At 71.4% G+C, this 20,706-nt stretch carries 21 protein-coding genes; 12 read left to right on the top strand and 9 right to left on the bottom strand.

The genetic code is table 11. The annotated features are described in order from the left end of the window. Nucleotides 1-24: 24 nt before the first annotated feature. Both EXU32_RS02970 and EXU32_RS02975 read left to right on the top strand, forming a co-directional pair. A complete protein-coding gene (locus EXU32_RS02970; RefSeq protein WP_130628562.1) occupies nt 25-1,587 on the top strand; it encodes an acyl-CoA carboxylase subunit beta in 1,563 nt (520 codons plus the stop codon). Nucleotides 1,588-1,790: 203 nt separating this feature from the next. Continuing rightward, entirely contained in the window at nt 1,791-2,867 is a 1,077-nt protein-coding gene (locus EXU32_RS02975; RefSeq protein WP_165399557.1) for a S8 family peptidase, read from the top strand. On the opposite strand, the gene EXU32_RS02980 is transcribed toward EXU32_RS02975, so the two are convergent. Further along, a complete protein-coding gene (locus tag EXU32_RS02980; protein ID WP_130628563.1) occupies nt 2,813-3,487 on the bottom strand; it encodes a nucleoside triphosphate pyrophosphatase in 675 nt (224 codons plus the stop codon). The genes EXU32_RS02975 and EXU32_RS02980 overlap by 55 nt on opposite strands. 133 nt (nt 3,488-3,620) lie before the next feature. On the opposite strand from EXU32_RS02980, the gene EXU32_RS02985 reads away from it, so the two are divergent. Beyond that, nucleotides 3,621-4,892 (top strand): lipase family protein, encoded by a 1,272-nt coding sequence (locus EXU32_RS02985; protein ID WP_130628564.1) that lies wholly within the window; start codon nt 3,621-3,623, stop codon nt 4,890-4,892. A 50-nt stretch (nt 4,893-4,942) separates the two neighbouring features. Here the strand turns inward: EXU32_RS02985 and EXU32_RS02990 are convergent, their stop codons facing one another. Beyond that, on the bottom strand, nt 4,943-5,233 hold the full coding sequence (locus EXU32_RS02990; RefSeq protein ID WP_130628565.1) for a hypothetical protein: 291 nt from the start codon (nt 5,231-5,233) through the stop codon (nt 4,943-4,945). A 115-nt stretch (nt 5,234-5,348) separates the two neighbouring features. Here EXU32_RS02990 and EXU32_RS17105 point away from each other — a divergent pair, with 115 nt between their 5' ends. Further along, entirely contained in the window at nt 5,349-5,573 is a 225-nt protein-coding gene (locus EXU32_RS17105; RefSeq protein WP_165399558.1) for a hypothetical protein, read from the top strand. 157 nt (nt 5,574-5,730) lie between these two features. On the opposite strand, the gene EXU32_RS03000 is transcribed toward EXU32_RS17105, so the two are convergent. Then, nucleotides 5,731-7,428 carry a DUF885 domain-containing protein gene (locus EXU32_RS03000; protein WP_431603059.1) on the bottom strand — a complete coding sequence of 566 codons (1,698 nt, stop codon included), beginning with the start codon at nt 7,426-7,428 and terminating at the stop codon, nt 5,731-5,733. 19 nt (nt 7,429-7,447) lie between these two features. Next, nucleotides 7,448-9,334, bottom strand: coding sequence for a Na+/H+ antiporter (locus EXU32_RS03005; RefSeq protein WP_130628567.1), 1,887 nt, complete (start codon nt 9,332-9,334; stop codon nt 7,448-7,450). A 121-nt stretch (nt 9,335-9,455) separates the two neighbouring features. Here EXU32_RS03005 and EXU32_RS03010 point away from each other — a divergent pair, with 121 nt between their 5' ends. Further along, entirely contained in the window at nt 9,456-10,253 is a 798-nt protein-coding gene (locus EXU32_RS03010) for a methyltransferase domain-containing protein (protein WP_130628568.1), read from the top strand. Between the two features lie 61 nt (nt 10,254-10,314). Then, complete coding sequence (locus EXU32_RS03015; RefSeq protein ID WP_130628569.1) at nt 10,315-10,863, top strand: ribonuclease H family protein; 549 nt, start codon at nt 10,315-10,317, stop codon at nt 10,861-10,863. Here the strand turns inward: EXU32_RS03015 and EXU32_RS03020 are convergent. From EXU32_RS03020 to EXU32_RS03035, 4 genes are all read right to left on the bottom strand, one after another. Further along, nucleotides 10,860-11,531: an MOSC domain-containing protein gene (locus tag EXU32_RS03020; protein ID WP_242612865.1), complete on the bottom strand. Its 672-nt coding sequence runs from the start codon at nt 11,529-11,531 to the stop codon at nt 10,860-10,862. The two genes, EXU32_RS03015 and EXU32_RS03020, sit on opposite strands and share 4 nt — an antisense overlap. 157 nt (nt 11,532-11,688) lie before the next feature. Continuing rightward, complete coding sequence (locus EXU32_RS03025; protein ID WP_130628570.1) at nt 11,689-12,627, bottom strand: hypothetical protein; 939 nt, start codon at nt 12,625-12,627, stop codon at nt 11,689-11,691. Nucleotides 12,628-12,798: 171 nt separating this feature from the next. Next, the gene (locus tag EXU32_RS03030; protein ID WP_130628571.1) at nt 12,799-13,059 is read right to left on the bottom strand and encodes an acyl-CoA carboxylase subunit epsilon; all 261 of its coding nucleotides are present in this window, start codon (nt 13,057-13,059) and stop codon (nt 12,799-12,801) included. Next, nucleotides 13,056-14,696: an acyl-CoA carboxylase subunit beta gene (locus tag EXU32_RS03035; RefSeq protein ID WP_130628572.1), complete on the bottom strand. Its 1,641-nt coding sequence runs from the start codon at nt 14,694-14,696 to the stop codon at nt 13,056-13,058. Before EXU32_RS03035 ends, EXU32_RS03030 begins: the two co-directional genes overlap by 4 nt. A 24-nt stretch (nt 14,697-14,720) precedes the next feature. Between EXU32_RS03035 and EXU32_RS03040 the strand changes: the two genes are divergently transcribed. Genes EXU32_RS03040 through EXU32_RS03055 form a run of 4 tightly spaced genes read left to right on the top strand, consistent with a single transcriptional unit; the run spans nt 14,721 to nt 18,330 of the window. Continuing rightward, the gene (locus tag EXU32_RS03040) at nt 14,721-15,509 is read left to right on the top strand and encodes a biotin--[acetyl-CoA-carboxylase] ligase (RefSeq protein WP_130628573.1); all 789 of its coding nucleotides are present in this window, start codon (nt 14,721-14,723) and stop codon (nt 15,507-15,509) included. Between the two features lie 45 nt (nt 15,510-15,554). Beyond that, nucleotides 15,555-16,634, top strand: a complete 1,080-nt coding sequence (locus tag EXU32_RS03045; RefSeq protein WP_130628574.1) for an adenylate/guanylate cyclase domain-containing protein — start codon at nt 15,555-15,557, stop codon at nt 16,632-16,634. Nucleotides 16,635-16,657: 23 nt separating this feature from the next. Continuing rightward, nucleotides 16,658-17,326 (top strand): response regulator transcription factor, encoded by a 669-nt coding sequence (locus tag EXU32_RS03050; protein WP_130628575.1) that lies wholly within the window; start codon nt 16,658-16,660, stop codon nt 17,324-17,326. Continuing rightward, on the top strand, nt 17,323-18,330 hold the full coding sequence (locus tag EXU32_RS03055; RefSeq protein WP_242612866.1) for a sensor histidine kinase: 1,008 nt from the start codon (nt 17,323-17,325) through the stop codon (nt 18,328-18,330). Before EXU32_RS03050 ends, EXU32_RS03055 begins: the two co-directional genes overlap by 4 nt. 52 nt (nt 18,331-18,382) lie before the next feature. On the opposite strand, the gene EXU32_RS03060 is transcribed toward EXU32_RS03055, so the two are convergent. Beyond that, a complete protein-coding gene (locus tag EXU32_RS03060) occupies nt 18,383-18,940 on the bottom strand; it encodes a GtrA family protein (RefSeq protein WP_130628576.1) in 558 nt (185 codons plus the stop codon). 54 nt (nt 18,941-18,994) lie between these two features. On the opposite strand from EXU32_RS03060, the gene EXU32_RS03065 reads away from it, so the two are divergent. Together EXU32_RS03065 and purE are read left to right on the top strand one after the other, a co-directional pair. Then, nucleotides 18,995-20,167, top strand: coding sequence for a 5-(carboxyamino)imidazole ribonucleotide synthase (locus tag EXU32_RS03065; protein ID WP_130628577.1), 1,173 nt, complete (start codon nt 18,995-18,997; stop codon nt 20,165-20,167). Then, nucleotides 20,164-20,700: a 5-(carboxyamino)imidazole ribonucleotide mutase gene (purE, locus tag EXU32_RS03070; protein ID WP_130628578.1), complete on the top strand. Its 537-nt coding sequence runs from the start codon at nt 20,164-20,166 to the stop codon at nt 20,698-20,700. The genes EXU32_RS03065 and purE overlap by 4 nt, the downstream gene beginning before the upstream one ends. The last annotated feature ends 6 nt before the right edge of the window (nt 20,701-20,706 follow it).

Here is a 20,706-nt window from a genome sequence, read left to right on the forward strand (position 1 = left end):
CGCCGGACCGAGCGAAGGAGCACCATGACCACTCACCCCCTGGACCCCAAGGTCGAGGACGTCCGCCGGCGACTGCGTGAGGCACACGCCGCCTCGGAGCGGCCCACCGACAAGGCCGCCGCCAAGCTGGAGTCGCAGAACAAGCTCTACGTCCGCGACCGCATCGCCCTGCTCATCGACGAGGGGACCTTCGTCGAGGACGGCCGCTACGCCAACTCGCTGTCCGCGGGGCTCCCTGCTGACGGTGTCGTCACCGGTCGCGCTCTCGTCGACGACCGGCCCGTGATCATCATCGCCAACGACCCGACCGTGAAGGCCGGCTCGTGGGGTGCGCGCACCGTCGAGAAGATCGTGCGCGCCACCGAGACGGCCCTGCGCGAGGAGCTGCCGGTCTTCTGGCTCGTCGACTCCGCCGGCGCGCGGATCACCGACCAGGTCGAGATGTTCCCGGGCCGCCGCGGCGCCGGGCACATCTTCCACAACCAGGTCGCGCTGTCGGGCAAGGTCCCGCAGATCTGCTGCCTCTTCGGCCCGAGCGCTGCCGGTGGGGCCTACATCCCCTCCTTCACCGACCTCGTCATCATGGTCGAGGGCAATGCGTCGATGTACCTCGGCAGTCCGCGGATGGCCGAGATGGTCGTCGGCGAGAAGGTGTCGCTCGACGAGATGGGCGGTGCCCGCATGCACTGCACCGTCAGTGGTGTCGGCGACGTCCTCGTCCAGGACGACACCGAGGCGATCGAGACGGCGCGGCTGTGGCTGAGCTACCTCCCGCTCAACTGGCGCAGTGCCCTCCCTTCGTACGCGCCGGAGGAGCCCTCCGCCCGGCTCACGGGCGCGACGATCCCCGAGCGTGAGTCGCAGCCCTTCGACGTCCACGAGGTCATCGACGGTCTCGTCGACGACGACTCCTTCTTCGAGGTCAAGGCGCTCTTCGCCCCCGAGCTGGTCGTCGGTCTCGGCCGGATGTCGGGGGAGACCGTCGGCATCGTCGCCAACAACTCGATGGCCAAGGGCGGCGTGCTCTTCACCGACAGCGCCGACAAGGCGGCCCGCTTCATCTGGCTGTGCGACGCCTACTCGATCCCGCTCATCTACCTGGCCGACGTGCCCGGCTTCATGATCGGCTCCGAGGTCGAGCGCGGCGGCATCATCCGCCACGGCGCCAAGATGGTCTCGGCCGTCGCGTCGGCGACCGTCCCGCAGTTCTGCGTCATCATCCGCAAGGCCTACGGCGCCGGGCTCTACGCGATGGGTGGCCCCGGCTTCGCGCCGGACGCGACGATCGCGCTGCCCACCGCCCGCATCGCGGTCATGGGGCCGGAGGCGGCGGTCAACGCCGTCTACGCCAACAAGATCGCGCAGGTCGAGGCCGACGAAGGGGAGGCCGCTCGCGACGCGTACATCGCCGCCCAGCGGGCCGAGTACGAGGAGGACGTCGACCTCGAGCGGCTAGCGGCCGACCTCGTCCTCGACCAGGTCATCGAGCCGGAGCAGCTGCGTGACGAGCTGCTCGCGCGACTGCGCCACGCGCGGGGTCGCGACCGCAGCTTCTCCGAGCGTCGCCGGGGGATCCCGCCGGTCTGACCGGGCCCGCGAGGTCCTCGAGTGACCCGACACCCTCCCTTCGCACGAGTTCGCACCTCCTGCGGAGGGAGGGTGTCGTCGTCGACGATCGTGGGACGGCTGTCACGGGGGGAGTGACCTGCCTCCCATCCGCTCGCGCTGCGAGCGTGGCGTTTCGTCGTTACCGTTTGGTAACCAACGTTCCCCTGACGAAGGATCCCCTGATGAAGCGCTTCACCGCTCCCTTCGCCGCCGCGGCCTGTGCGATCGGCCTCGTGGCCACCGCCGGCTCCGCCGGTGCCGCCACGAACGACCCCCTCCGCCCCGACCTGTGGGGCCTCGACCAGGTCCAGGCCGAGCAGGCGTGGGCGACGACCCGGGGCGAGGGTGCCGTCGTCGCCGTCGTCGACACCGGCGTCGACCTCACCCACCCCGACCTCGCCGGGCGTCTCGTGCCGGGCGCCGACTTCGTCTGCGGAGAGGGCGTCACGGGCTCCTGCGGTGACGGCAGCTGGAAGGGCCGGGACGGTGTCGGGCAGGACCCCGACGTCCACGGCACCCACGTGTCCGGCACGATCGCGGCCGTCGCCGACAACGGCATCGGTGTCGCCGGTGTCGCGCCGGACGCCAAGATCATGCCGATCAAGGTCCTCGAGGACGGCTCCGGCACGACCGAGGACATCGCCGAGGGGGTCCGCTACGCTGCCGACAACGGCGCCGATGTCGTCAACCTGAGCCTCGGCGGTCTGCCCGGTACCCAGCTGCTCACCATCCTCGGTGCCGACACGACGATGAAGGACGCGATCCAGTACGCCCGCGACAAGGGCACGCTGACCGTCGCGGCAGCAGGCAACTCATCGACCCTGTTGTGCAACGACCCCGCCTTCAGCAGCGACTCGATCTGCGTCGGCGCGACCGACCGCGACGAGATGAAGTCCTACTTCTCCGAGCTGCCGATCAAGCTCTCCGGCAAGGGCGTCGCCGCACCGGGCGGCTCCGGGCGTCTGCTCGGTGGCCCCTGCTCCGACGACATCATCTCGACCGTGCCGCAGGGCACCGGCACCGACGAGTGCGGTGAGGGCAAGGACTACGCAGCCTTCGCCGGCACGTCGATGGCCACCCCCCACGTCGCCGGTGTCGCTGCGCTCCTCTTCGCGCAGGGCCGCGACCTGGACGGCGTCGAGCAGGCGATCCTCACGACCTCGCGGCAGCCGCTGCTCGGTCTGCGCGGCAGCTTCAGCCCGCTCTACGGGCGCGGCATCGTCGATGCCGAGGCCGCGGTGGCCACGCCGGTCTCCTGACCCGAGGCGACGGACCACCAGTCGACCCCGAGGTCGCCGAGGAGACGTCGTAGCAGGGGCAGGCACAGCCCGACGACGGTGCTCGGGTGGCCCTCGATCGACTCGACGAAGGGGGCGCCCAGCCCGTCGAGCGTGAAGCCGCCGGCCACGTGCAGCGGCTCGCCCGTCGCGACATAGCCCTCGATCTCGGCGTCACTCAACGAGGCGAACCTGACGGTCGCACTCGCCGGACCCCCGGCGGTGCGGCCGTCACGCATGTCGATGAGGTGGTGGCCCGTGTGGAGGACCGCCGAGCGGCCCCGGACCTGCCGCCAGCGCTCGCGCGCCACGTCGGCGGTCCCCGGCTTGCCGTGGACCAGGCCGTCGACCTCGAGGACGGAGTCGCAGGCGAGGACGAAGGGGGGCGGTCCCTCGTGGGAGAGCGCGGCGACGGCCGCTCCCTTCGCCTCGGCCAGCAGCTGGGCGAGCCGGGAGGGCGACAACTGCGGATCCTGCTCGCGGGCGGCCGCCTCGACGGCATCCTCGTCGACAGCGCTGACCACGACCAGCGGATCGATGCCGCTGGAACGCAGCAGATGCAGACGTGCGGATGATGCAGAGGCCAGGACGAGTGAGCGCATGCCCACATCATCCTCTGGTTGTCAGCGGCCCAACTCACCAGTAACTTGTCTTCACCGCCACATCGTCGAGGTCGTCGAGTCCCGGGCCACCCCCCGCGGGTCGAAGAGCTCACCAGCTCAGGACAGGACCCAGATGACCTCCTTCACCACCCGTGCCGTCGCTGCCGCGACCCTCGCGGTCGCCGTCACGCTCCCGCTCGCCGGCCAGGCCAGCGCCGACCGCACCGACGTGCCTGGCACGGCCGGAGCCAAGACCCTCACCAACACCCCCGAGCCGGCCCGCGACCCCTTCTACGAGCCGCCGGCCACCATCCCCTCGACGCCGGGCACGCTCATCCGGTCAGAGCCGGCACCGCTGCTCCTGGACCCGCTGGGCCTGTCCGAGAACGTGGTCACCGCGACCCGCGTCATGTACTCCTCGACCGACGGCAAGGGCCGCGCGATCGCCGTGACCGGCACGGTCTTCGTGCCCAGGGCGACGTACGTCGGCAGGTCCGCCCGTCCGCTGGTCTCGTACGCGGCCGGGACGCAGGGCATGGGTGATGCCTGTGCACCGTCGAAGCAGATGGAGAACCTCGTCGAGTACGAAGGCCTGGGCATCGCACCGCTGGTCGGCCGCGGGTACGCCGTCTCGATGACGGACTACCAGGGCCTGGGCACACCGGGGACGCACACCTACATGGTCCGCGAGGCGCAGGGCCGCGCCGTGCTCGACATGGCGCGCGCCACCAAGAACCTCAAGGGCAGTGGCATCACCAATGCCAACCCGATCGGTCTCATGGGCTACTCGCAGGGTGGCGGGGCGGCCGCCGCCGCGGCCGAGCTCGCCAGCAGCTACGCCCCGGAGCTGCCCATCAAGGGTTCGGCGATCGGTGCCCCGCCTGCCGACCTGGCCAAGGTCGGCAAGAACATCGACGGCTCGCTCTACTTCGCCTTCGCGACCTTCGCCCTGCTGGGCGTCGCCCAGTCCGAGGGGATCGACCCCAACCCCTACCTCAACGCCGAGGGCCAGAAGCTGGCTGCGGGGGTCGAGAACAAGTGCGTCTTCGACCTCTTCGAGTACGCCTTCAAGGACTCGGGCACGTACACCGTGAGCGGCAAGAAGCTGTCCGAGCTGCTCGACGAGCAGCCCTTCCGGGCAGCGGTCGAGCGACAGCGGATCGGCAAGATCAAGCCCAACGCCCCGGTCGTCATCAACCACGCCATCGGTGACGACACCATCCCCTACGCGGTGGGCAAGCAGCTCGGCAGCGACTGGTGCGACAAGGGCGCGCGAGTGACCTTCAACGCCGGCCTCATCCCGACGCACGTCGGGGGCATGCTGCCGCACGTCGCGAAGTCGATGGTCTTCTTCGAGGACCGCTTCGCCGGACGCAACCAGCCGAACAGCTGCTGGCGGCTCTGACCGGCACCACGCGAAGGGAGCGACACCGATCACCGGTGCCGCTCCCTTCGTCAGGTGCGGCCGTCGCCGTTGCCGGTCTGCCCGAAGGAGTCGGCGTAGCTGGTCGTCGTCGGCGACGGCGCGCCGGTGGACGGCGCGTCGGTGGGCGTGGACGACCCGGTCAGGACGGCCGAGGTCACAGCGGGGTCGGCGCCCGAGCCGAGTCGGCCGTGGTCGACGACGACGGTGAGGCTGCGTGACCCGTCGGAGTAGGTGACCTCGCTGCTGCCGGCGTACTCGGTCGTCGACGCACGCCTCCAGCTGGGGCCCCCCGCGGGCATCTGACCGAAGAGGGCGCTCACGGCGGCAGCGGTGCCATAGGTGGCTGCCGAGGCGCGGTCCCCCCGCCCCCACGCACGGATGAAGGCGTCGGCGTAGTCGCCCGGGCGGCTCGGCCGCGCCTCGTCGTCGGGGGACGTGCTGCTGCTCGGGCTGGACGTCTGCGTCCCCGTCGGCGACGAGGTCGATGTCGAGGTCGATGACGGGGTGCCGGACGTCGAGGACGCCGACGCCGACGACGCGGACGAGGAGGTGGAGGAGGACGACGCGGCGGGTGAGGTCGTGGTCCGCGGGCCGCGCGTCGACGACGGGGAGCTGGTCACCGTCTGGGTCGTCGGGGCGTTGCTCGTCGAGCTGGAGTAGGTGACGGTGACCGTCTCGGGTCCGGGAGGCGTGCCCTCGGAGCGCGCGGAGCACCCGGTCACGACGACCGTCACGGCCACGATGCACAGGGACCCTCGGAAATACCTCACACCTGCGATCGTAGTGCGGTCCAGCGACCGTGCATGGGCCATCGTGCTCAGCTCTGCGCGCTGCCCAGCACGGCCGACCTCAGGGTGTCGAGGCCGACGCTGCCGATGTCCAGTGCCCGCCGGTGGAAGGCGGTGAGGTCGAAGTCCTCGCCCTCGCGGCGTGCCGTCTCCTCGCGCAGCTGCATCCACAGCCGCTCGCCGATCTTGTAGCTCGGTGCCTGGCCGGGCCAGCCGAGGTAGCGGTCGAGCTCGAAGCGCAGGAAGCCGTCGTCCATGTTGGCGTGCGCCGACAAGAAGGCCCAGGCCTTGTCATAGGTCCACTCGCCGCCCCCGACCTCGGCGGGAGCCTCGAAGCCGCAGTGCACGCCGATGTCGAGGACGACCCGGGCCGCCCGCAGGGACTGGCCGTCGAGCAGGCCCATCCGGTTGCCGGGGTCGTCCATGTGCCCCAGCTCGGCCATGAACCACTCGGCATAGAGGGCCCAGCCCTCGCCGTGCCCGGAGGTCCACGAGGCGAGTCGGCGCCAGCGGTTGAGCAGCTCCTTGCGGAAGATCGTCTGGCCCACCTGGAGGTGATGGCCCGGGACGCCTTCGTGGTAGACGGTCGTCAGCTCGCGCCAGGTGCCGAACTCGGTGACGCCCTTGGGCACCGACCACCACATGCGGCCGGGTCGGGAGAAGTCGTCGCTCGGCCCGGTGTAGTAGATCCCGCCGGTCTCGGTCGGCGCGATGAGGCACTCGATGGTGCGTACCGGCTCGGGGATGTCCATGTGCGGGGCGACCAGCTCGATCGCCTCGTCGGCGGTGCGCTGCATCCACTCGCGCAGTGCGTCGGTCCCGTGCAGCTGGTAGCGCTCGTCGGCGTCGAGGAGGGCGATGGCCTCCTTGACGCTCGCCCCGGGGCGGAACTCCTCGGCGACCGACTCCATCTGGGCGGTGATCCGAGCGAGCTCCTCCTGGCCCCACGCGTAGGTCTCCTCGAGGTCGATCGTGGCTCCGAGGAAGGCGCGGGAGTGCAGCTGGTAGGACTCTCGACCGCAGGCGTCCCTCTCGGGAGCCCGGTCGCGCAGGGGCTCCAGCCGGACCGCGAGGTCGCGGTAGGCGCTGGCGGCGGCCTCGACGGACTGCCGCAGGTCGGAGGCGACCGCCTGGGGCAGGGGCGCGCCGTCGTCGAGGGTGGCCCCGGTGAGCAACCCGGCGAAGTAGCCGTCCGGGGCGGTGAGGTCCGCGCACTGCTCGATGCACCGCTCGTACTGACGAAGGGGGGCGATCCTCCCCTTCGCCGCGGCAGCGGTCAGCGACTGCGTCCACTGCTCGAGGGCGAGCGGGACCTTGCCCATGCGGGTGGCGATGGTCGCCCAGTCGTCGGCCGTCGCCGTCGCCATGATGTCGAAGACGTCCCGTACCGACTGCATGGGCGAGGCGATGACGTTGATCTCCTGCAGGTCCAGGCCGGCAGCGTGGATCTCCTCGGCGAGCCCGAGTCGCTCGCGCATCGCCTCGAGCGTCACGCGGTCGACGTCGTCGACGGGAGTGGCCTGCTCGAGCGCGGCGAGCGTCTCCTGGCGCAGGGCGGACGCCGCGGCGTAGCCCGCCGGTGAGAGGTCGTCGAGATCGCTCTCGTGGCCCGGCAGGCCCAGGTAGGTCGCGGTGATGGGGGACAGGGCGACCTCGCGGTCGAGGTGCGCCTCGGCGATGCGGTCGATGTCGGTCTGGGGACGGCTCTGCTCCTGGGTCACCCGCAGGACGGTACTACCCCGCTGCTCACACGAGCGTCTCGTCGATGAAGCACCATCGCCAGGCCTCGCCCGGCTCGAGGGAGCGCATGACCGGGTGCCCGGTCTCGCGGAAGTGCGCCGAGGCGTGGCCGTGCGAGGAGTCGCAGCAGCCCACGTGCCCGCACGAGAGGCAGACGCGCAGGTGCAGCCAGGTCGATCCGTCGGCGAGGCACTCCTCGCAGCCCTCGGGCTGCCGGGGGACGACGCACTCGGGCAGCTCGCGCTGGTGCTGGCACTCACCGGTGAGCCGGTCGGGGGCGCGGAGGGGAGCCTCTCGGATCGCCTCGACCCGCGCGCCGATCGACTCGATCGTCGACTCCTCGACGTCGAGTGCGGCGAGGACGTCGGCGAGGACCTGGTGGTCGACGACCCCCTGGTCGCGGATGCGCAGCAGCTCGGTGCGCTCGGCCTGCAGGACCGGTAGCCGGACCCGCCGGTAGGCATCGCTCGGTGACACGGAGTCGCGACCGCCCAGACGCTCCCACACCCGGTTGACCCGCATGGCGGCCTGCTGGCGCAGCCGCTCGTCGACGTCCGGGTCGACGTCGTCCAGCTCGTCGAGACGGCGCAGCCCGGCGCTCACCGCGGACTGGGTGACGGTGGCCTCCTGCAGCGCGTCCTCGCGTGGGTCGGGCCCGTGGACCCCGAGCGCCCGGGCAAGGACCGGCAGGGTGGTGCCCTGGATCAGCAGGGTCCCGATGGTGACCATCATCGCGATGAGCACGAGTGTGGGGCGGTGCGGGGTCTCCTGCGGGAGCAGGAGCGCGGCTGCCAGCGTGACGACTCCCCGCATGCCGGCCCAGCTGACGATCACGCCCTCGCCGAAGGGACTGAGCACGTCGCGCTCGCGGTGGGAGGTGAGGGAGCGCAGCCAGCGGAAGGGGAAGATCCACACGGGGCGCAGGACGAGGACGGTGGCCAGGACCGCGAGCCCGGCGAGCAGCGTGGCACTCAGACCGAGATCGGTGGCCTGCACGTCCTCGACGAGGCTGTTCAGCTGCAGCCCGATGACGAGGAAGACCGCGTTCTCCAGGATGAACTGGATGCTCGCCCAGTTGGACCGCTCCGACAGTCGCGAGCGGGCGTTCTGCAGCACGGGGGAGCGGTGGCCGAGGAGCAGCCCGGTGGTCACGACGGCGAGGACGCCCGAGGCGTGGAGCAGCTCGGCGGGCAGGTAGGCGGCGAAGGGGGCGATGAAGCTGATCGTCGTGTCGGCCACGGGCGAGTTGGCGTGGAGCCGTAGCACGGCGATGAGCTTGTAGGCGACGACGCCGATGACGACGCCACCGATCGCGGCTCGCAGGAAGTCGAGGGTGACGGACTGGACCGAGACGTCGAGGACACCTTGGCTCCCTTGCCCCGCGGCCAGCCCCGCGACCGCCAGGGCGGTGCGCAGCGAGACCAAGGCGGTCGCGTCGTTGAGGAGGGACTCGCCCTCGAGGAGCGTGACGGCGCGTCGGGGCAGCCCGATGCTCCTGGCCACGGCGGTCGCGGCGACGGCATCGGGTGGGGCGACGATCGCACCGAGCGCGAAGGCCAGGGCGAAGCTGATCGGGAGCAGCGCGCTCGCGACGACGGCGACCCCGAGGGCGGTGAAGAGGACGAGGGCGATGGACAGTCCTGCGATGGCCACGCGCTGCGCCTTGAGGTCGACGAGCGAGGTCGAGATGGCGGTGGCGTAGAGCAGCGGTGGGAGCAGCCCGATGAGCACGACCTCCGACGAGAGGGTGACCTCGGGGAACCACGGGACGAAGGAGGCCGCCGCGCCCGCCGCGAGCAGCAGCAGCGGCGTGAGCAGGCCGAGCCGCGACGCGATCCCGTGCACGAGCAGGGAGGCGACCGCGATGGCCAGGAGGGTGAGGGCGAGGTCCACCCGCTCATTGTGGCGCCCGTCCGTCGCGGCATCAGTCGGCGGCGTCTCGCCATCTGGCGCGGATCGTCTCGCGATGAGTGAGTGGCCCGGCCAGGGGCGCCGACGGTGCCACGATCGATCGATGACGTCCTATGTCCACGGCCACGCCGCCCCCGTCGTCGCCGCCCACGCCGCCCGCACCGTCGACAGCTCGGCGGCCTACCTCGCCGGTCATCTGCGCGAGGGCATGCGCGTGCTCGACGTCGGCTGCGGACCCGGGTCGATCACCCTGGAGCTCGCGCAGCGCGTGGCTCCGGGTGAGGTCGTCGGCGTCGACGCGTCGGAGTCGGTGATCGCCACCGCTCGCGCAGCGGCCGAGGCCGCGGGCGACGAGCACACCCACTTCGAGGTGGCGGACGCGATGCGGCTGCCCTTCGACGACGACAGCTTCGACGTCGTCCACGCCCACCAGGTGCTCCAGCACGTGCCCGACCCGGTGGGTCTGCTGCGCGAGATGGCCCGGGTCGCCCGACCCGGTGGTCTCGTCGCCGCGCGGGACGCCGACCACGAGGCGATGACCTGGGCGCCTGCGCACCCCGGGCTGGACCGGTGGCTGGAGCTCTACCGGGCGGCGGCACGCGGCACGGGCGGCGAGCCGGACGCCGGGCGCCACCTGCTTCGCTGGGCGCACGAGGCCGGCCTCACCGAGGTCACCGCGACCGCCTCGGTGTGGTGCTTCGCCGACGACGAGGCGCGCGAGTGGTGGGGCGGGCAGTGGCAGCGGCGAGCCGTGGACTCCGGCTTCCGCGACCAGGTCCTCGCCCAGGGCCTGGCCGACGACGGGGAGATCGCTCGCGTCGTCGAGGGGTGGCGGGAGTGGACGGCGTCACCGGACGGGTGGTTCGTCATCGTGCACGGCGAGGTCCTCGCCCGCGCCTGATGATCTTCGTCTGATACAAACAGCCGCAGCCTTGTCCCCCTTCGTCCCCCGGAGTGACCGTATGACCTTGACCGCAGCCGCCGACGGCTCCGCACTCGGCAACCCCGGCCCCGCCGGCTGGGGGTGGTACATCGACGCGGACCGCTGGGACCTCGGCGGCTGGCCGCACGGCACCAACAACATGGGCGAGCTGACGGCGGTGCTCGACCTGCTGCAGCAGACGGCCCACCTCGACGAGGACCTGCACGTCATCTGCGACAGCAAGTACGTCATCAACTCGATCACGTCCTGGATGCCGGGGTGGAAGGCCAAGGGCTGGCGCAAGAAGGACGGCAAGCCGGTCCTCAACCTCGAGATCATGCAGGCGCTCGACGCGGCGATGGCCGGGCGTCGGGTGACCTTCGAGTGGGTCAAGGGCCACGCGGGGCACCCGCTCAACGAGGAGGCCGACCGGCTCGCGACGACCGCGGCTGCCGCATGGGCGAAGGGGGTCGCCCCCGAGAGAGGGCCCGGCATCCCGGGTGCCCGGTCGGGTACGGCGGAGGCAGTCGTCGAGCACGCGGTCCAGCAGTCAGAGCAGGAGCCGGACGAGCCGCTGTCGCTCTTCTAGGAGCGGGCGGCGATCTGCTCCAGCTCCGCCCGGCGCTCGCCGGTCAGCGCGCCGGAGTCGAGTGCGGCCCGGGCGGCGTCACCGTCCCCGAACCATGCGCGCAGGTAGGTCGGCAGGCTCAGCCCTGACCCCGACGGGGTGACGACGATGGTGTCCTCGGACCGGATCTCGCCGGGCTCGACGACCTGCAGGTAGGCGCCGCTGCGGCCGTGCGCGGCGAACCGCTTGACCCAGCCGCGCTCGCCCATGCGCTCGCCGAAGGTCGCGCAGGGCACGCGCGGGCCGCGCACCTCGAGGAGGGCCGAGCCCACCTGCCAGCGGTCGCCGACCTCGCTCGCGTCGACCTCGAGGCCGCGGGTCGTGAGGTTTTCGCCGAACATCCCGTGGGGCAGCTCGCGCCCGAGGGCGCGCTCCCACTCGTCGAGCTCCTCGCGGGCGAAGGCGTAGACGGCCTGGTCGCTGCCGCCGTGGTGGCGGCCGTCGCCGACGTGGTCGCCGTCGACCCCGGAGACACCCGCACCGTCGACCACCCGCTTGGGCCCCGGGTCGCTCACCCGGATGACGTCGACGGGGTGCTTGCCGATGCCCGTGGGTCGACCCTTGGGGATCCGCTGGACCATCGGGCGGCCGATGTTGACGGACAGGACGTGGGGGATGGGGGAGGGCACGAGGAGAGGTTACGTCGCTCCCTTCGGCAGGTCCGTCGTCGCCCAAGACCACCCGCCCGCCGCCCACCACTGCTGGTTCGAAGAAGAAGCGCGACCCATGAGCAGCGACTCCTCTTCGAACCAACGGCATCGTGACCGGTGCACGGTCGCCACATGCTCATCCACGCCGACCAGCGGTCAGCTCCGCGTGGGCCCGCACCACCTGATCGAGAAATTCTTCACGGCCCAGCCGTAGGCCGATGAGGTTCATCCTCAGGATGATGTCTCCGCCGAGCGTGATGGCGTTCTGACGGAAGTGGTCGAAGGTGACCTCGAGCCCGGCGGAGTGGGCGGCACCGTCGATCTCGAGGGCCAGACCGATGTCCTCCCAGCAGACGTCGAGGTATCGGGTGCGGCCATCGACCCGACGGATCGCCTGCCGGGTCGGGGTGGGAAGACCGCGTCGACGCAGCGCGGGGACGAGGTCGAGCTCGCCGAGCGAGTGGGCGCCGTCGGCGATGTCGTCGATGAGCTGGGCGATCAGTGCGCGCCGACGTCGTCCGGCGTACTGGCTGTGCGTCACGTGCAGGGTCTCGGCCGTGGTGATCCGCTGCTGCACGGGGAGCACCAGGAAGAGCGCGGCCTGTCGATCGCTCACGGCCCATTGCGCGGCGCGCAAGGCAGCGAGTGCCGGCGGGGTCCGCGGGAGGCCGGGCAGCGCGCACTCGTCCGGCAGACGTCGCGAGACCTTGTGCTGGACCACGCCGTCGATGCAGCGCACCTGGCACAGGTGATGGAGTGAGATGTGCACGACCGTGTCGGTGAGCCCTGTGACGCCGGCGGCCTTGAGGCTCGTGACGCCGTCGACCCTGGCGTCGCCCGTGCTCTCGTAGACACCCCGCCAGGCGTGAGCGGTGGGTGACAGCTCACCGGTGTGCAGTGCCACGGTATGGCGCCCGTGCAGCCTCCATCTGCCGGCGCGGACATGCGAGGACACGCGGTCGCGCCCCACCCCCAGCGCCCGGAGGTCGGCCCGGGACAGCACGCCGTCCCTCGGGTCTGCGGCGTCGCTCGCCGCCCGCAGCAGTCGGTCGGCGACGTCTCGGCGGATGCCCATGGTCACGAGCGTCTCCGCATGTCGGTGCCTGTGGCACCGGGGAGGTTGCGCTGTGGATGGAGCGCTGCGGACGGTCGCGGTTGTGCACCGGCCAGGGGCGTGGATCGAAGAAGGACCGCGACTCATGAGTCGCGGTCCTTCTTCGAATCAGCTGCTGTGGTTGTGCTCGGGTCAGCGGGGGAGGCCGGAGGCCACCCAGCCACCGGGCGAGGGGTGCACCTCGTGGCGCACCAGCCGCGCGGGGGCGGACCAGCGCGAAGGGGGGGCCTGCGGGGCCTCCTCCTCGCCACCACCGAGTCCGGACAGGACCGCGACGAGCGCGGCGACCTGCTCGGGGGAGGCATCACCGAGGACCTCGATGCGCGGGCCCGCCGGCGCCGCCGGGCCGTCGACGGACTCGGAGCCTTGAGCCTGCTCGGGAGCGGTGCTCATAGCGGAATGTTCCCGTGCTTCTTGGGCGGCAGCGTCTCGCGCTTGGTGCGCAGGGCCCGCAGCGCCTTGGAGACATTCATCCGCGTGTTGCTCGGCGAGATGACCGTGTCGATGTAGCCACGCTCGGCCGCCACGTACGGGTTGGCCAGGGCGTCCTCGTAGGCGCTGATGAACTCCTGGCGCGCGGCGTCGACGTCGCGCCCCTCGGACTCGGCGGCAGCCAGCTGCTTGCGGTAGAGGATGTTGACGGCACCCTGGGCGCCCATGACCGCGATCTGGGCCGTGGGCCAGGCGAGGTTGATGTCGGCACCGAGGTGCTTGGAGCCCATGACGTCGTAGGCGCCGCCGTAGGCCTTGCGGGTGATGACGGTGACGAGCGGGACCGTGGCCTCGGCGTAGGCGTAGATGAGCTTGGCGCCGCGGCGGATGATGCCGTTCCACTCCTGGTCGGTGCCGGGCAGGAAGCCGGGGACGTCGACGAGGGTGAGGACCGGGACGTTGAAGGCGTCGCAGGTACGCACGAAGCGTGCGGCCTTCTCCGACGCGTCGATGTCGAGGGTCCCGGCGAACTGCATCGGGTTGTTGGCCACGATGCCGATGGACTGGCCCTCGACTCGGGCGAAGCCGCAGATCATGTTGGGCGCGAAGAGCTGGTGCACCTCGAGGAAGTCACCGTCGTCGACGATGGACTCGATGACGGCCTTCATGTCGTAGGGCATGTTGGCCGAGTCCGGGATGATCGTGTCGAGCGCCAGGTCGGTGTCGGTGACCGCCAGGTCGAGCTCGCCGCCGAAGACGGGCGCGGTCTCGAGGTTGTTGCTCGGCAGGTACGACAGGAGCGCCTTGACGTAGTCGATGGCGTCCTCCTCGTCGGTGCCCATGTAGTGGGCGACGCCGGACTTGGTGTTGTGCGTGCGGGCCCCACCGAGGTCCTCGAACGCGACGTCCTCACCGGTGACGGTCTTGATGACGTCGGGGCCGGTGATGAACATGTGCGAGGTCTGGTCGACCATCACGGTGAAGTCGGTGACGGCGGGGGAGTAGACCGCGCCGCCGGCGCAGGGGCCCAGGATGAGCGAGATCTGGGGGATGACACCCGAGGCGTGGACATTGCGCTTGAAGATCTCGCCGTAGAGACCGAGGGAGACGACGCCCTCCTGGATGCGCGCGCCGCCGGAGTCGTTGAGGCCGATGACCGGGCAGCCGATCTTCATCGCGAAGTCCATGACCTTGGTGATCTTCTCGCCGAAGACCTCACCGAGCGACCCGCCGAAGACGGTGAAGTCCTGGGCGAAGATCGCGACCTGCCGACCGTCGACCGTGCCGTAGCCGGTGACGACACCGTCACCGTAGGGACGGTTGGCCTCCTGCCCGAAGGCGGTCGAGCGGTGGCGCGCGTACTTGTCCATCTCGACGAAGCTGTCGTCGTCGAGGAGGAGGGCGATGCGCTCACGGGCGGTCTTCTTGCCACGCGCGTGCTGCTTCTCGATGGCTCGCTCGGATCCGGCGTTGGCCACCTCGGCCACGCGACGCTTGAGATCGGCGAGCTTGCCGGCCGTCGTGTGGATGTCGATGTCAGCGGGGACGTCGGTGCCACCGATCGCCTGAGCGTCTGTGGTCTCGGTGCTCTGGGACATGCTCGGCAGCCTAGCCTTGCCGACATGCTCACTCCGATCGACGTCCAGCGTCTGACCACAGAGTTGCCGACGTCACACGCGTGGGGCCCGGTCGTGCATCTCGACGTCACCGGATCGACCAATGCCGAGGCGGCCGAGCGCGCCCGGCCGTGGTCCCCCGTCCTGGCAGATCTGCAGACCGCTGGACGTGGGCGCCTCGGGCGGGCCTGGCAGGAGGTGCCGAGAGCGGGGCTGGCCATGTCCGTGCTCGTCCCCATCCCCCCGACCCCCGGGTGGTTGCCCCTGGCGACCGGGGTGGCCGTCAGGGCCGCGCTGTCCGACGCAGGAGTCGCGGTCGGGTTGAAGTGGCCCAACGACGTGCTGGCCACCGACGACGGCGACCGCAAGCTGTGCGGGATCCTCTGCCAGATGCTGCCCGACGGCGCTGGCGTCGTCGTCGGCATCGGGATCAACGTCCACCACGAGCGGGACCAGCTGCCGGTACCGACGGCCACCTCCCTTCGCCTCCTCGGTGCCGACGTCGACCGCACGGACCTCGCCGCCGGCGTGCTGCGCCACCTGCGAGCCCGGCACGAGGACCTCGTGGCCGGCGGGGAGCGGGCGAAGGGGGTCCACGCCGCCTATCGCGTCGCGTGCACGACCATCGGCAAGGAGGTCGACGTGCACCGCCCCGACGGCTCGGTGGAGCAGGTGGTCGCCACCGGGGTCGACGACGACGGTCGCCTCGTCGTCACCGGCGCCGAGGGCTCCGCTACCGTGGCCGCTGGTGACGTGCAGCACATCCGCCCTGCGGGAGTGCCGCCTCGCCCCTGACGGGAGCCACCCCCTTCCCGCCCTGCCCGATCCCGACTCGCGGAGGTGCCGTTGTCGCACGACGCAGCTCCCGAGGTCCCCGACGGCGAGCCGGCCCTCGAGCCTGCCGGCACCGAGGCCGACCTCGAGGCCTTCGAGCGCGCGCTCCTGGGGCGGCCCGCATCGATGGGCCGACGTGAGGTCTCGCGCGGCGCGGGTGTCTCCATCCGCTCGGCCCGCAAGTTCTGGCACGCCATGGGCTTCCCCGTCGTCCACGAGGGCGACACGATGTTCACCGAGGCCGACCTCGCCGCGCTGAGCAGCGTCGCCGCGATGGTGCGCGAGGAGGGCCTCCCCGAGGACTTCGCCCTGGCGATGACCCGGGCCATCGCCAGGACCATGGACCGCCTCGCTGCCTGGCAGGTGCAGCTCGTCAGCGAGGAGATCGGTCGCCTGCGTCACGGCGATGCCCCCGACGAGGCCGCCGCCGGCGACTCCGCCGCGGCCGCTGCCCGGCTGACCTCGCTCACCGACGAGCTGGAGCCGCTCGTCGTCTACGTGTGGCGGCGCCAGCTCACTGCGTCCATCCAACGGCTGCTGACCGTCGAGGACGACAGCACCCGGGCCTCGATCATCGGCTTCGCCGACCTCGTCAACTTCACCTCCGTGGTGCGCCGGCTCACGGAGAGCGACCTGGCTCGGATGGTCCAGCGCTTCGAGGACCTGTGCACCGACGTGGTGACCGCGCACGGCGGCCGCGTCATCAAGACCGTCGGTGACGAGGTGCTCTTCCAGACCTTCGAGGTCGCCCCGGCCGCCGCGATCGCGCTCGACCTCGTCGAGGCGATGAGCGAGGACGACCTGCTGCCCTCGGCCCGTGTCGGCATGGCGCACGGCCCGGTCGTGCGCCGGCTCGGGGACGTCTTCGGCACGACCGTCAACCGCGCGAGCCGCCTGACGGCGGCGGCCCCTCCCGGGGGTGTCTTCGTCGACGACGCGCTCGCCCGGCTGCTCGAACCCCTGAGTGGCTTCTCCACCCTGCCCACGCGCCCCCGAGCCCTGCGGGGCATCGGCGAGGTCGTCCCGAGTCGCCTCGTGCGGGTGACCGGTGTGCGTCGATCTCGAGATGTCACCGCGCATGTCTGAGGAACTCTTCCTATGATCCGACCATGACTCGAGTTCTGCTGGCCGAGGACGACGCCGCCATCTCAGACCCGTTGGCGAGGGCTCTCATCCGTGAGGGATACGAGGTGACCGTCCACGAGGACGGGCGCGACGCGCTCGAGTCCGCCCTCGGCACGCCTCCCGATCTCCTTGTGCTCGACCTGGGCCTGCCGACGCTCGATGGCCTCGAGGTGTGCCGCCGGCTGCGGGCGACGGGTTCCGACGTCCCGGTGCTCGTCCTCACCGCGCGTGCCGACGAGGTCGACACGGTCGTCGGCCTCGACGCGGGCGCCGACGACTACGTCACCAAGCCCTTCCGCCTCGCGGAGCTGATGGCCCGCGTGCGCGCCCTGCTGCGCCGCCGCAGCGACGACACCCTCGAGCCCACCGGACCCCTGCGGATCGACCTCGACAGCCGCCGCGTGTGGTTCCACGGCGACGAGCTGTCGCTCACCGCCAAGGAGTTCGCCGTGCTCAGCGTCCTCGTCAGGGAGACCGGCCGGGTCGTCACCCGTGAGCAGCTCATGGCTGAGGTCTGGGAGACCGAGTGGTACGGCTCGACCAAGGCCCTGGACATGCACATCTCGGTCCTGCGCCGCAAGCTCGGCGATGACGTCGCCGATCCCCGCCACATCGCCACCGTCCGTGGTGTCGGGTTCCGCTTCGACTCGTGACCTTCTCGACCCAGGTCCACCGCATGGTGGCTGCCGCCGTGGTCGGTGCGGCAGCCCTCACCGCGTTGGTCCTGGGCGTCGTGGCGATCGCGGCGACGGGCTCGCAGGGGGTGCGGGTCCTCGGGATCGACATGCTGGCGTGGATCCTGATCGCACCGGCCCTGGCCGTGGCCGCCAGCGGCGGCCTGGCGCTGGTCGTCCTGCGGTCCATCGACCGGCGGCGAGCCCAGGGGATCACCTACATCCACGACCAGGTGGCGGCGATCCGCGACGGCGGCGGAGCGCTTCCCCGCGCGGTCGTGGGCCTGAGCGACGTCGACGGGATCGCCGGGGAGCTCGCCCGGCTCGCGGGCGAGCTGGCCCAGCAGCGCGCGCTGGACCGTGACTTCGCCGCGGACGCCTCGCACCAGCTGCGGACCCCGCTGACGGCGCTGCTGATGCGCCTGGAGGAGATCGGGCTGACCGACGACATCGAGGTCGTGCGCGACGAGGCGGCCGTCGCGGTGACCCAGGTCGAGCGGCTCACCGGCGTCGTCGACACCATGCGCACCCGCTCGAAGGGGGAGAAGGCGCAGCTGCCCGAGATCTCCCTGGACTCCGTCCTCGCCGGCCTGCAGCGGGAGTACCAGCCGGCCTTCACCGCGGCCCACCGCAGCATGCGGGTGCAGGGCCCGCCGGGCCTCGCCGTCCGGGCCGCGCCGGTCGACCTGGCGCAGATCCTGCAGACCCTCATCGAGAACTCGCTCGACCACGGTGCCGGACGCGTCGAGATCGAGATGCGCGGCTCGGGAGGGTCGGTCGTCATCGAGGTCCGCGACGAGGGGGAGGGCGTGCCCGCGGCCATCGCGCCGCACATCTTCGAGCGCTCGGTCACCTCCCACGGCTCCGGCCTCGGCCTGGGCCTGGCCCGACAGCTCGCGGAGCGCAACGGCGGGAGGCTGCAGCTGGTGAGGACCCAGCCGGCCGTCTTCGCGCTCTTCCTGTCCGGGCCGGGGAGCCGCTGACCTCCGGCCCCGGGGCCAGCCGTGCAGCCGGTCCTGACCACGGCCTGACCACTCAGACCGTGGGAGGCTCGTCCAGCTCCTGGACGTCCGGCTCGTGCACCCGGGGCGAGGTGCCCTCGTCCATCGGTTCGTTGGCGAAGACGAAGCGCTTGTAGGCCCAGAAGCGGAAGAGCGTGCCCAGCCCGATCCCGATCACGGTGGCGATGTTGTCCGCCAACCGAGAGGTGTAGTCGAGGCCGTAGTGCGAGAGCACCAGGCAGGCCGTGGAGATGATCAGGGCCAGGCCGTTGACGACGAAGAAGAGGGTGACCTCGTGGTGGACCGGTCGCGAGCGCCGGTGGGCGAAGGTCCAGCTCCGGTTGCCGAACCACGCGAAGGCCGTGGCGGTCACCCCGCTGATGATGCGCGCCGTCGTCACCTTGTCGTCGAGGACGGTGTGCGTCAGGAGGTTCATCCCGCCCAGGTCGATGACGAAGGAGATCGCGCCGATGAGGCCGAACTTCGCCATCTCGTGCCACACAGTGTCGACAAGGCGTGCGAAGCCGCCTCGACGGCGCGCGGACGGCGTGCCGGTCGGGGCGTCTCGGGAGGCTTGCGTGGATTCGGACATCTCGAGCAGCGTAATCGCGGGCGGGCCGAATGCGCGCAACGTATCCTTCGGCACGTGTCGATTCCCCCCCGTGCCCCTGGTGGCTTCCCCGTCGTCGGCATCATCGGCGGTGGCCAGCTCGCACGCATGTGCGCAGGCCCTGCTGCCGAGCTCGGCGTGACCCTGGCAGTCCTTGCTGAGGCGCCCGACGTCTCCGCAGCGCTCGTCACCCCCTTCGCCCCCGTCGGTGACCACACCGACGTCGCGACGGTCCGCGAGTTCGCCAGCCACTGCGATGTCATCACCTTCGACCACGAGCACGTGCCTGCCGAGGTGATCGATGCGCTCCTCGCGGACGGTGTGGCCGTCCATCCCGGACCGGCAGCGCTCCTGCACGCCCAGGACAAGCTCGTCATGCGTGCGGCCCTCACCGAGGCCGGTGTGCCGTGCCCCCGGTGGGCGGCGGCGAGCAGCGAGCAGGACGTGATCGCCTTCGCCGACGAGCTGGGTTGGCCGGTCGTCGTCAAGACCCCCCGGGGCGGCTACGACGGGAAGGGGGTGCTCCTCGCCGAGCGCATCGACGACGTCCGTGAGTGGCTGGCTGCGGCCGCCGAGCGTGGCGAGCAGCTGCTGCTCGAGCAGCGTGTCCCCTTCGTCCGGGAGCTGTCGGTCCTGCTGGCCCGCAGCCCCTCCGGCCAGGCCGCGGCCTGGCCCGTCGTCGAGACGGTGCAGACCGACGGGGTCTGCACCGAGGTCATCGCGCCGGCCCCGGGGCTGGACGCGCAGGCCGCATCGGCAGCGACCGTCATCGGTCTCGACATCGCTGCCGCCCTCGAGGTCACCGGCGTCATGGCCGTGGAGCTCTTCGAGCTCGAGGACGGGTCGGTCGTCGTCAACGAGCTGGCGATGCGACCGCACAACTCGGGCCACTGGAGCATGGACGGCGCCGTCACCGGGCAGTTCGAGCAGCACCTGCGCGCCGTCCTCGACCTCCCGCTCGGCTCCCCCCGCGCCCGCGAGCCGTGGACCGTCATGGGCAATGTGCTCGGCGGGGAGCCCACGGACCTGTACCCGACCTACCGCCACCTCATGGCCCGCGACCCGGAGCTGAAGGTGCACATGTACGGCAAGAGCGTGCGCCCCGGCCGCAAGATCGGGCACGTCAACGTCAGCGGCAGCGACCTGGACGACCTGCGGGAGCGGGCCCGGCACGCAGCCGACTACATCCAGGGAGTGATCACCGAATGACCGCAGCCACGAGTGTCGACACGACCGCCACGGTCGGTCTCGTCATGGGCAGCGACAGCGACTGGCCCACGATGGAGGCGGCAGCGCTCGTCCTCTCCGACTTCGGCATCGCCTACGAGGCCGACGTCGTCTCCGCGCACCGGATGCCGACCGAGATGATCGCCTACGGGCAGGAGGCCGCCGACCGCGGGCTGCGGGTCATCATCGCGGGCGCCGGGGGAGCGGCCCACCTCCCGGGCATGCTCGCCTCGGTCACGACACTGCCGGTCGTCGGCGTGCCCGTCCCGCTGAAGCACCTGGACGGTATGGACTCGCTGCTGTCGATCGTGCAGATGCCTGCCGGGATCCCCGTCGCCACCATGGCCGTGGGTGGGGCGCGCAACGCCGGGCTGATGGCCGTGCGCATCCTCGCCTCCGGCGAGGGCGATGAGGCGGCGCGCCTGCGCTCCGCGCTCGCGGACTTCGCGACCGACCTGGCCGCGCAGGCTCACGCCAAGGGTGAGCGGCTGCGTCGGCAGGTCGCCGGGGACTGACCCGGC

Origin of the sequence: Janibacter limosus (assembly GCF_004295485.1) — a bacterium.
Taxonomy (GTDB): domain Bacteria; phylum Actinomycetota; class Actinomycetes; order Actinomycetales; family Dermatophilaceae; genus Janibacter; species Janibacter limosus_A.

Bases quoted from the DNA above. Each gene is read 5' to 3' on its own strand.
- purE (WP_130628578.1), top strand. From the start codon at position 20,164: ATGACCGCAGCCACGAGTGTCGACACGACCGCCACGGTCGGTCTCGTC.
- EXU32_RS03040 (WP_130628573.1), top strand. From the start codon at position 14,721: ATGCTCACTCCGATCGACGTCCAGCGTCTGACCACAGAGTTGCCGACG.
- EXU32_RS03060 (WP_130628576.1), bottom strand. From the start codon at position 18,940: ATGTCCGAATCCACGCAAGCCTCCCGAGACGCCCCGACCGGCACGCCG.
- EXU32_RS03035 (WP_130628572.1), bottom strand. From the start codon at position 14,696: ATGTCCCAGAGCACCGAGACCACAGACGCTCAGGCGATCGGTGGCACC.
- EXU32_RS02970 (WP_130628562.1), top strand. From the start codon at position 25: ATGACCACTCACCCCCTGGACCCCAAGGTCGAGGACGTCCGCCGGCGA.
- EXU32_RS03030 (WP_130628571.1), bottom strand. From the start codon at position 13,059: ATGAGCACCGCTCCCGAGCAGGCTCAAGGCTCCGAGTCCGTCGACGGC.
- EXU32_RS03025 (WP_130628570.1), bottom strand. From the start codon at position 12,627: ATGGGCATCCGCCGAGACGTCGCCGACCGACTGCTGCGGGCGGCGAGC.
- EXU32_RS02975 (WP_165399557.1), top strand. From the start codon at position 1,791: ATGAAGCGCTTCACCGCTCCCTTCGCCGCCGCGGCCTGTGCGATCGGC.
- EXU32_RS03010 (WP_130628568.1), top strand. From the start codon at position 9,456: ATGACGTCCTATGTCCACGGCCACGCCGCCCCCGTCGTCGCCGCCCAC.
- EXU32_RS02980 (WP_130628563.1), bottom strand. From the start codon at position 3,487: ATGCGCTCACTCGTCCTGGCCTCTGCATCATCCGCACGTCTGCATCTG.
- EXU32_RS03050 (WP_130628575.1), top strand. From the start codon at position 16,658: ATGACTCGAGTTCTGCTGGCCGAGGACGACGCCGCCATCTCAGACCCG.
- EXU32_RS03015 (WP_130628569.1), top strand. From the start codon at position 10,315: ATGACCTTGACCGCAGCCGCCGACGGCTCCGCACTCGGCAACCCCGGC.
- EXU32_RS02985 (WP_130628564.1), top strand. From the start codon at position 3,621: ATGACCTCCTTCACCACCCGTGCCGTCGCTGCCGCGACCCTCGCGGTC.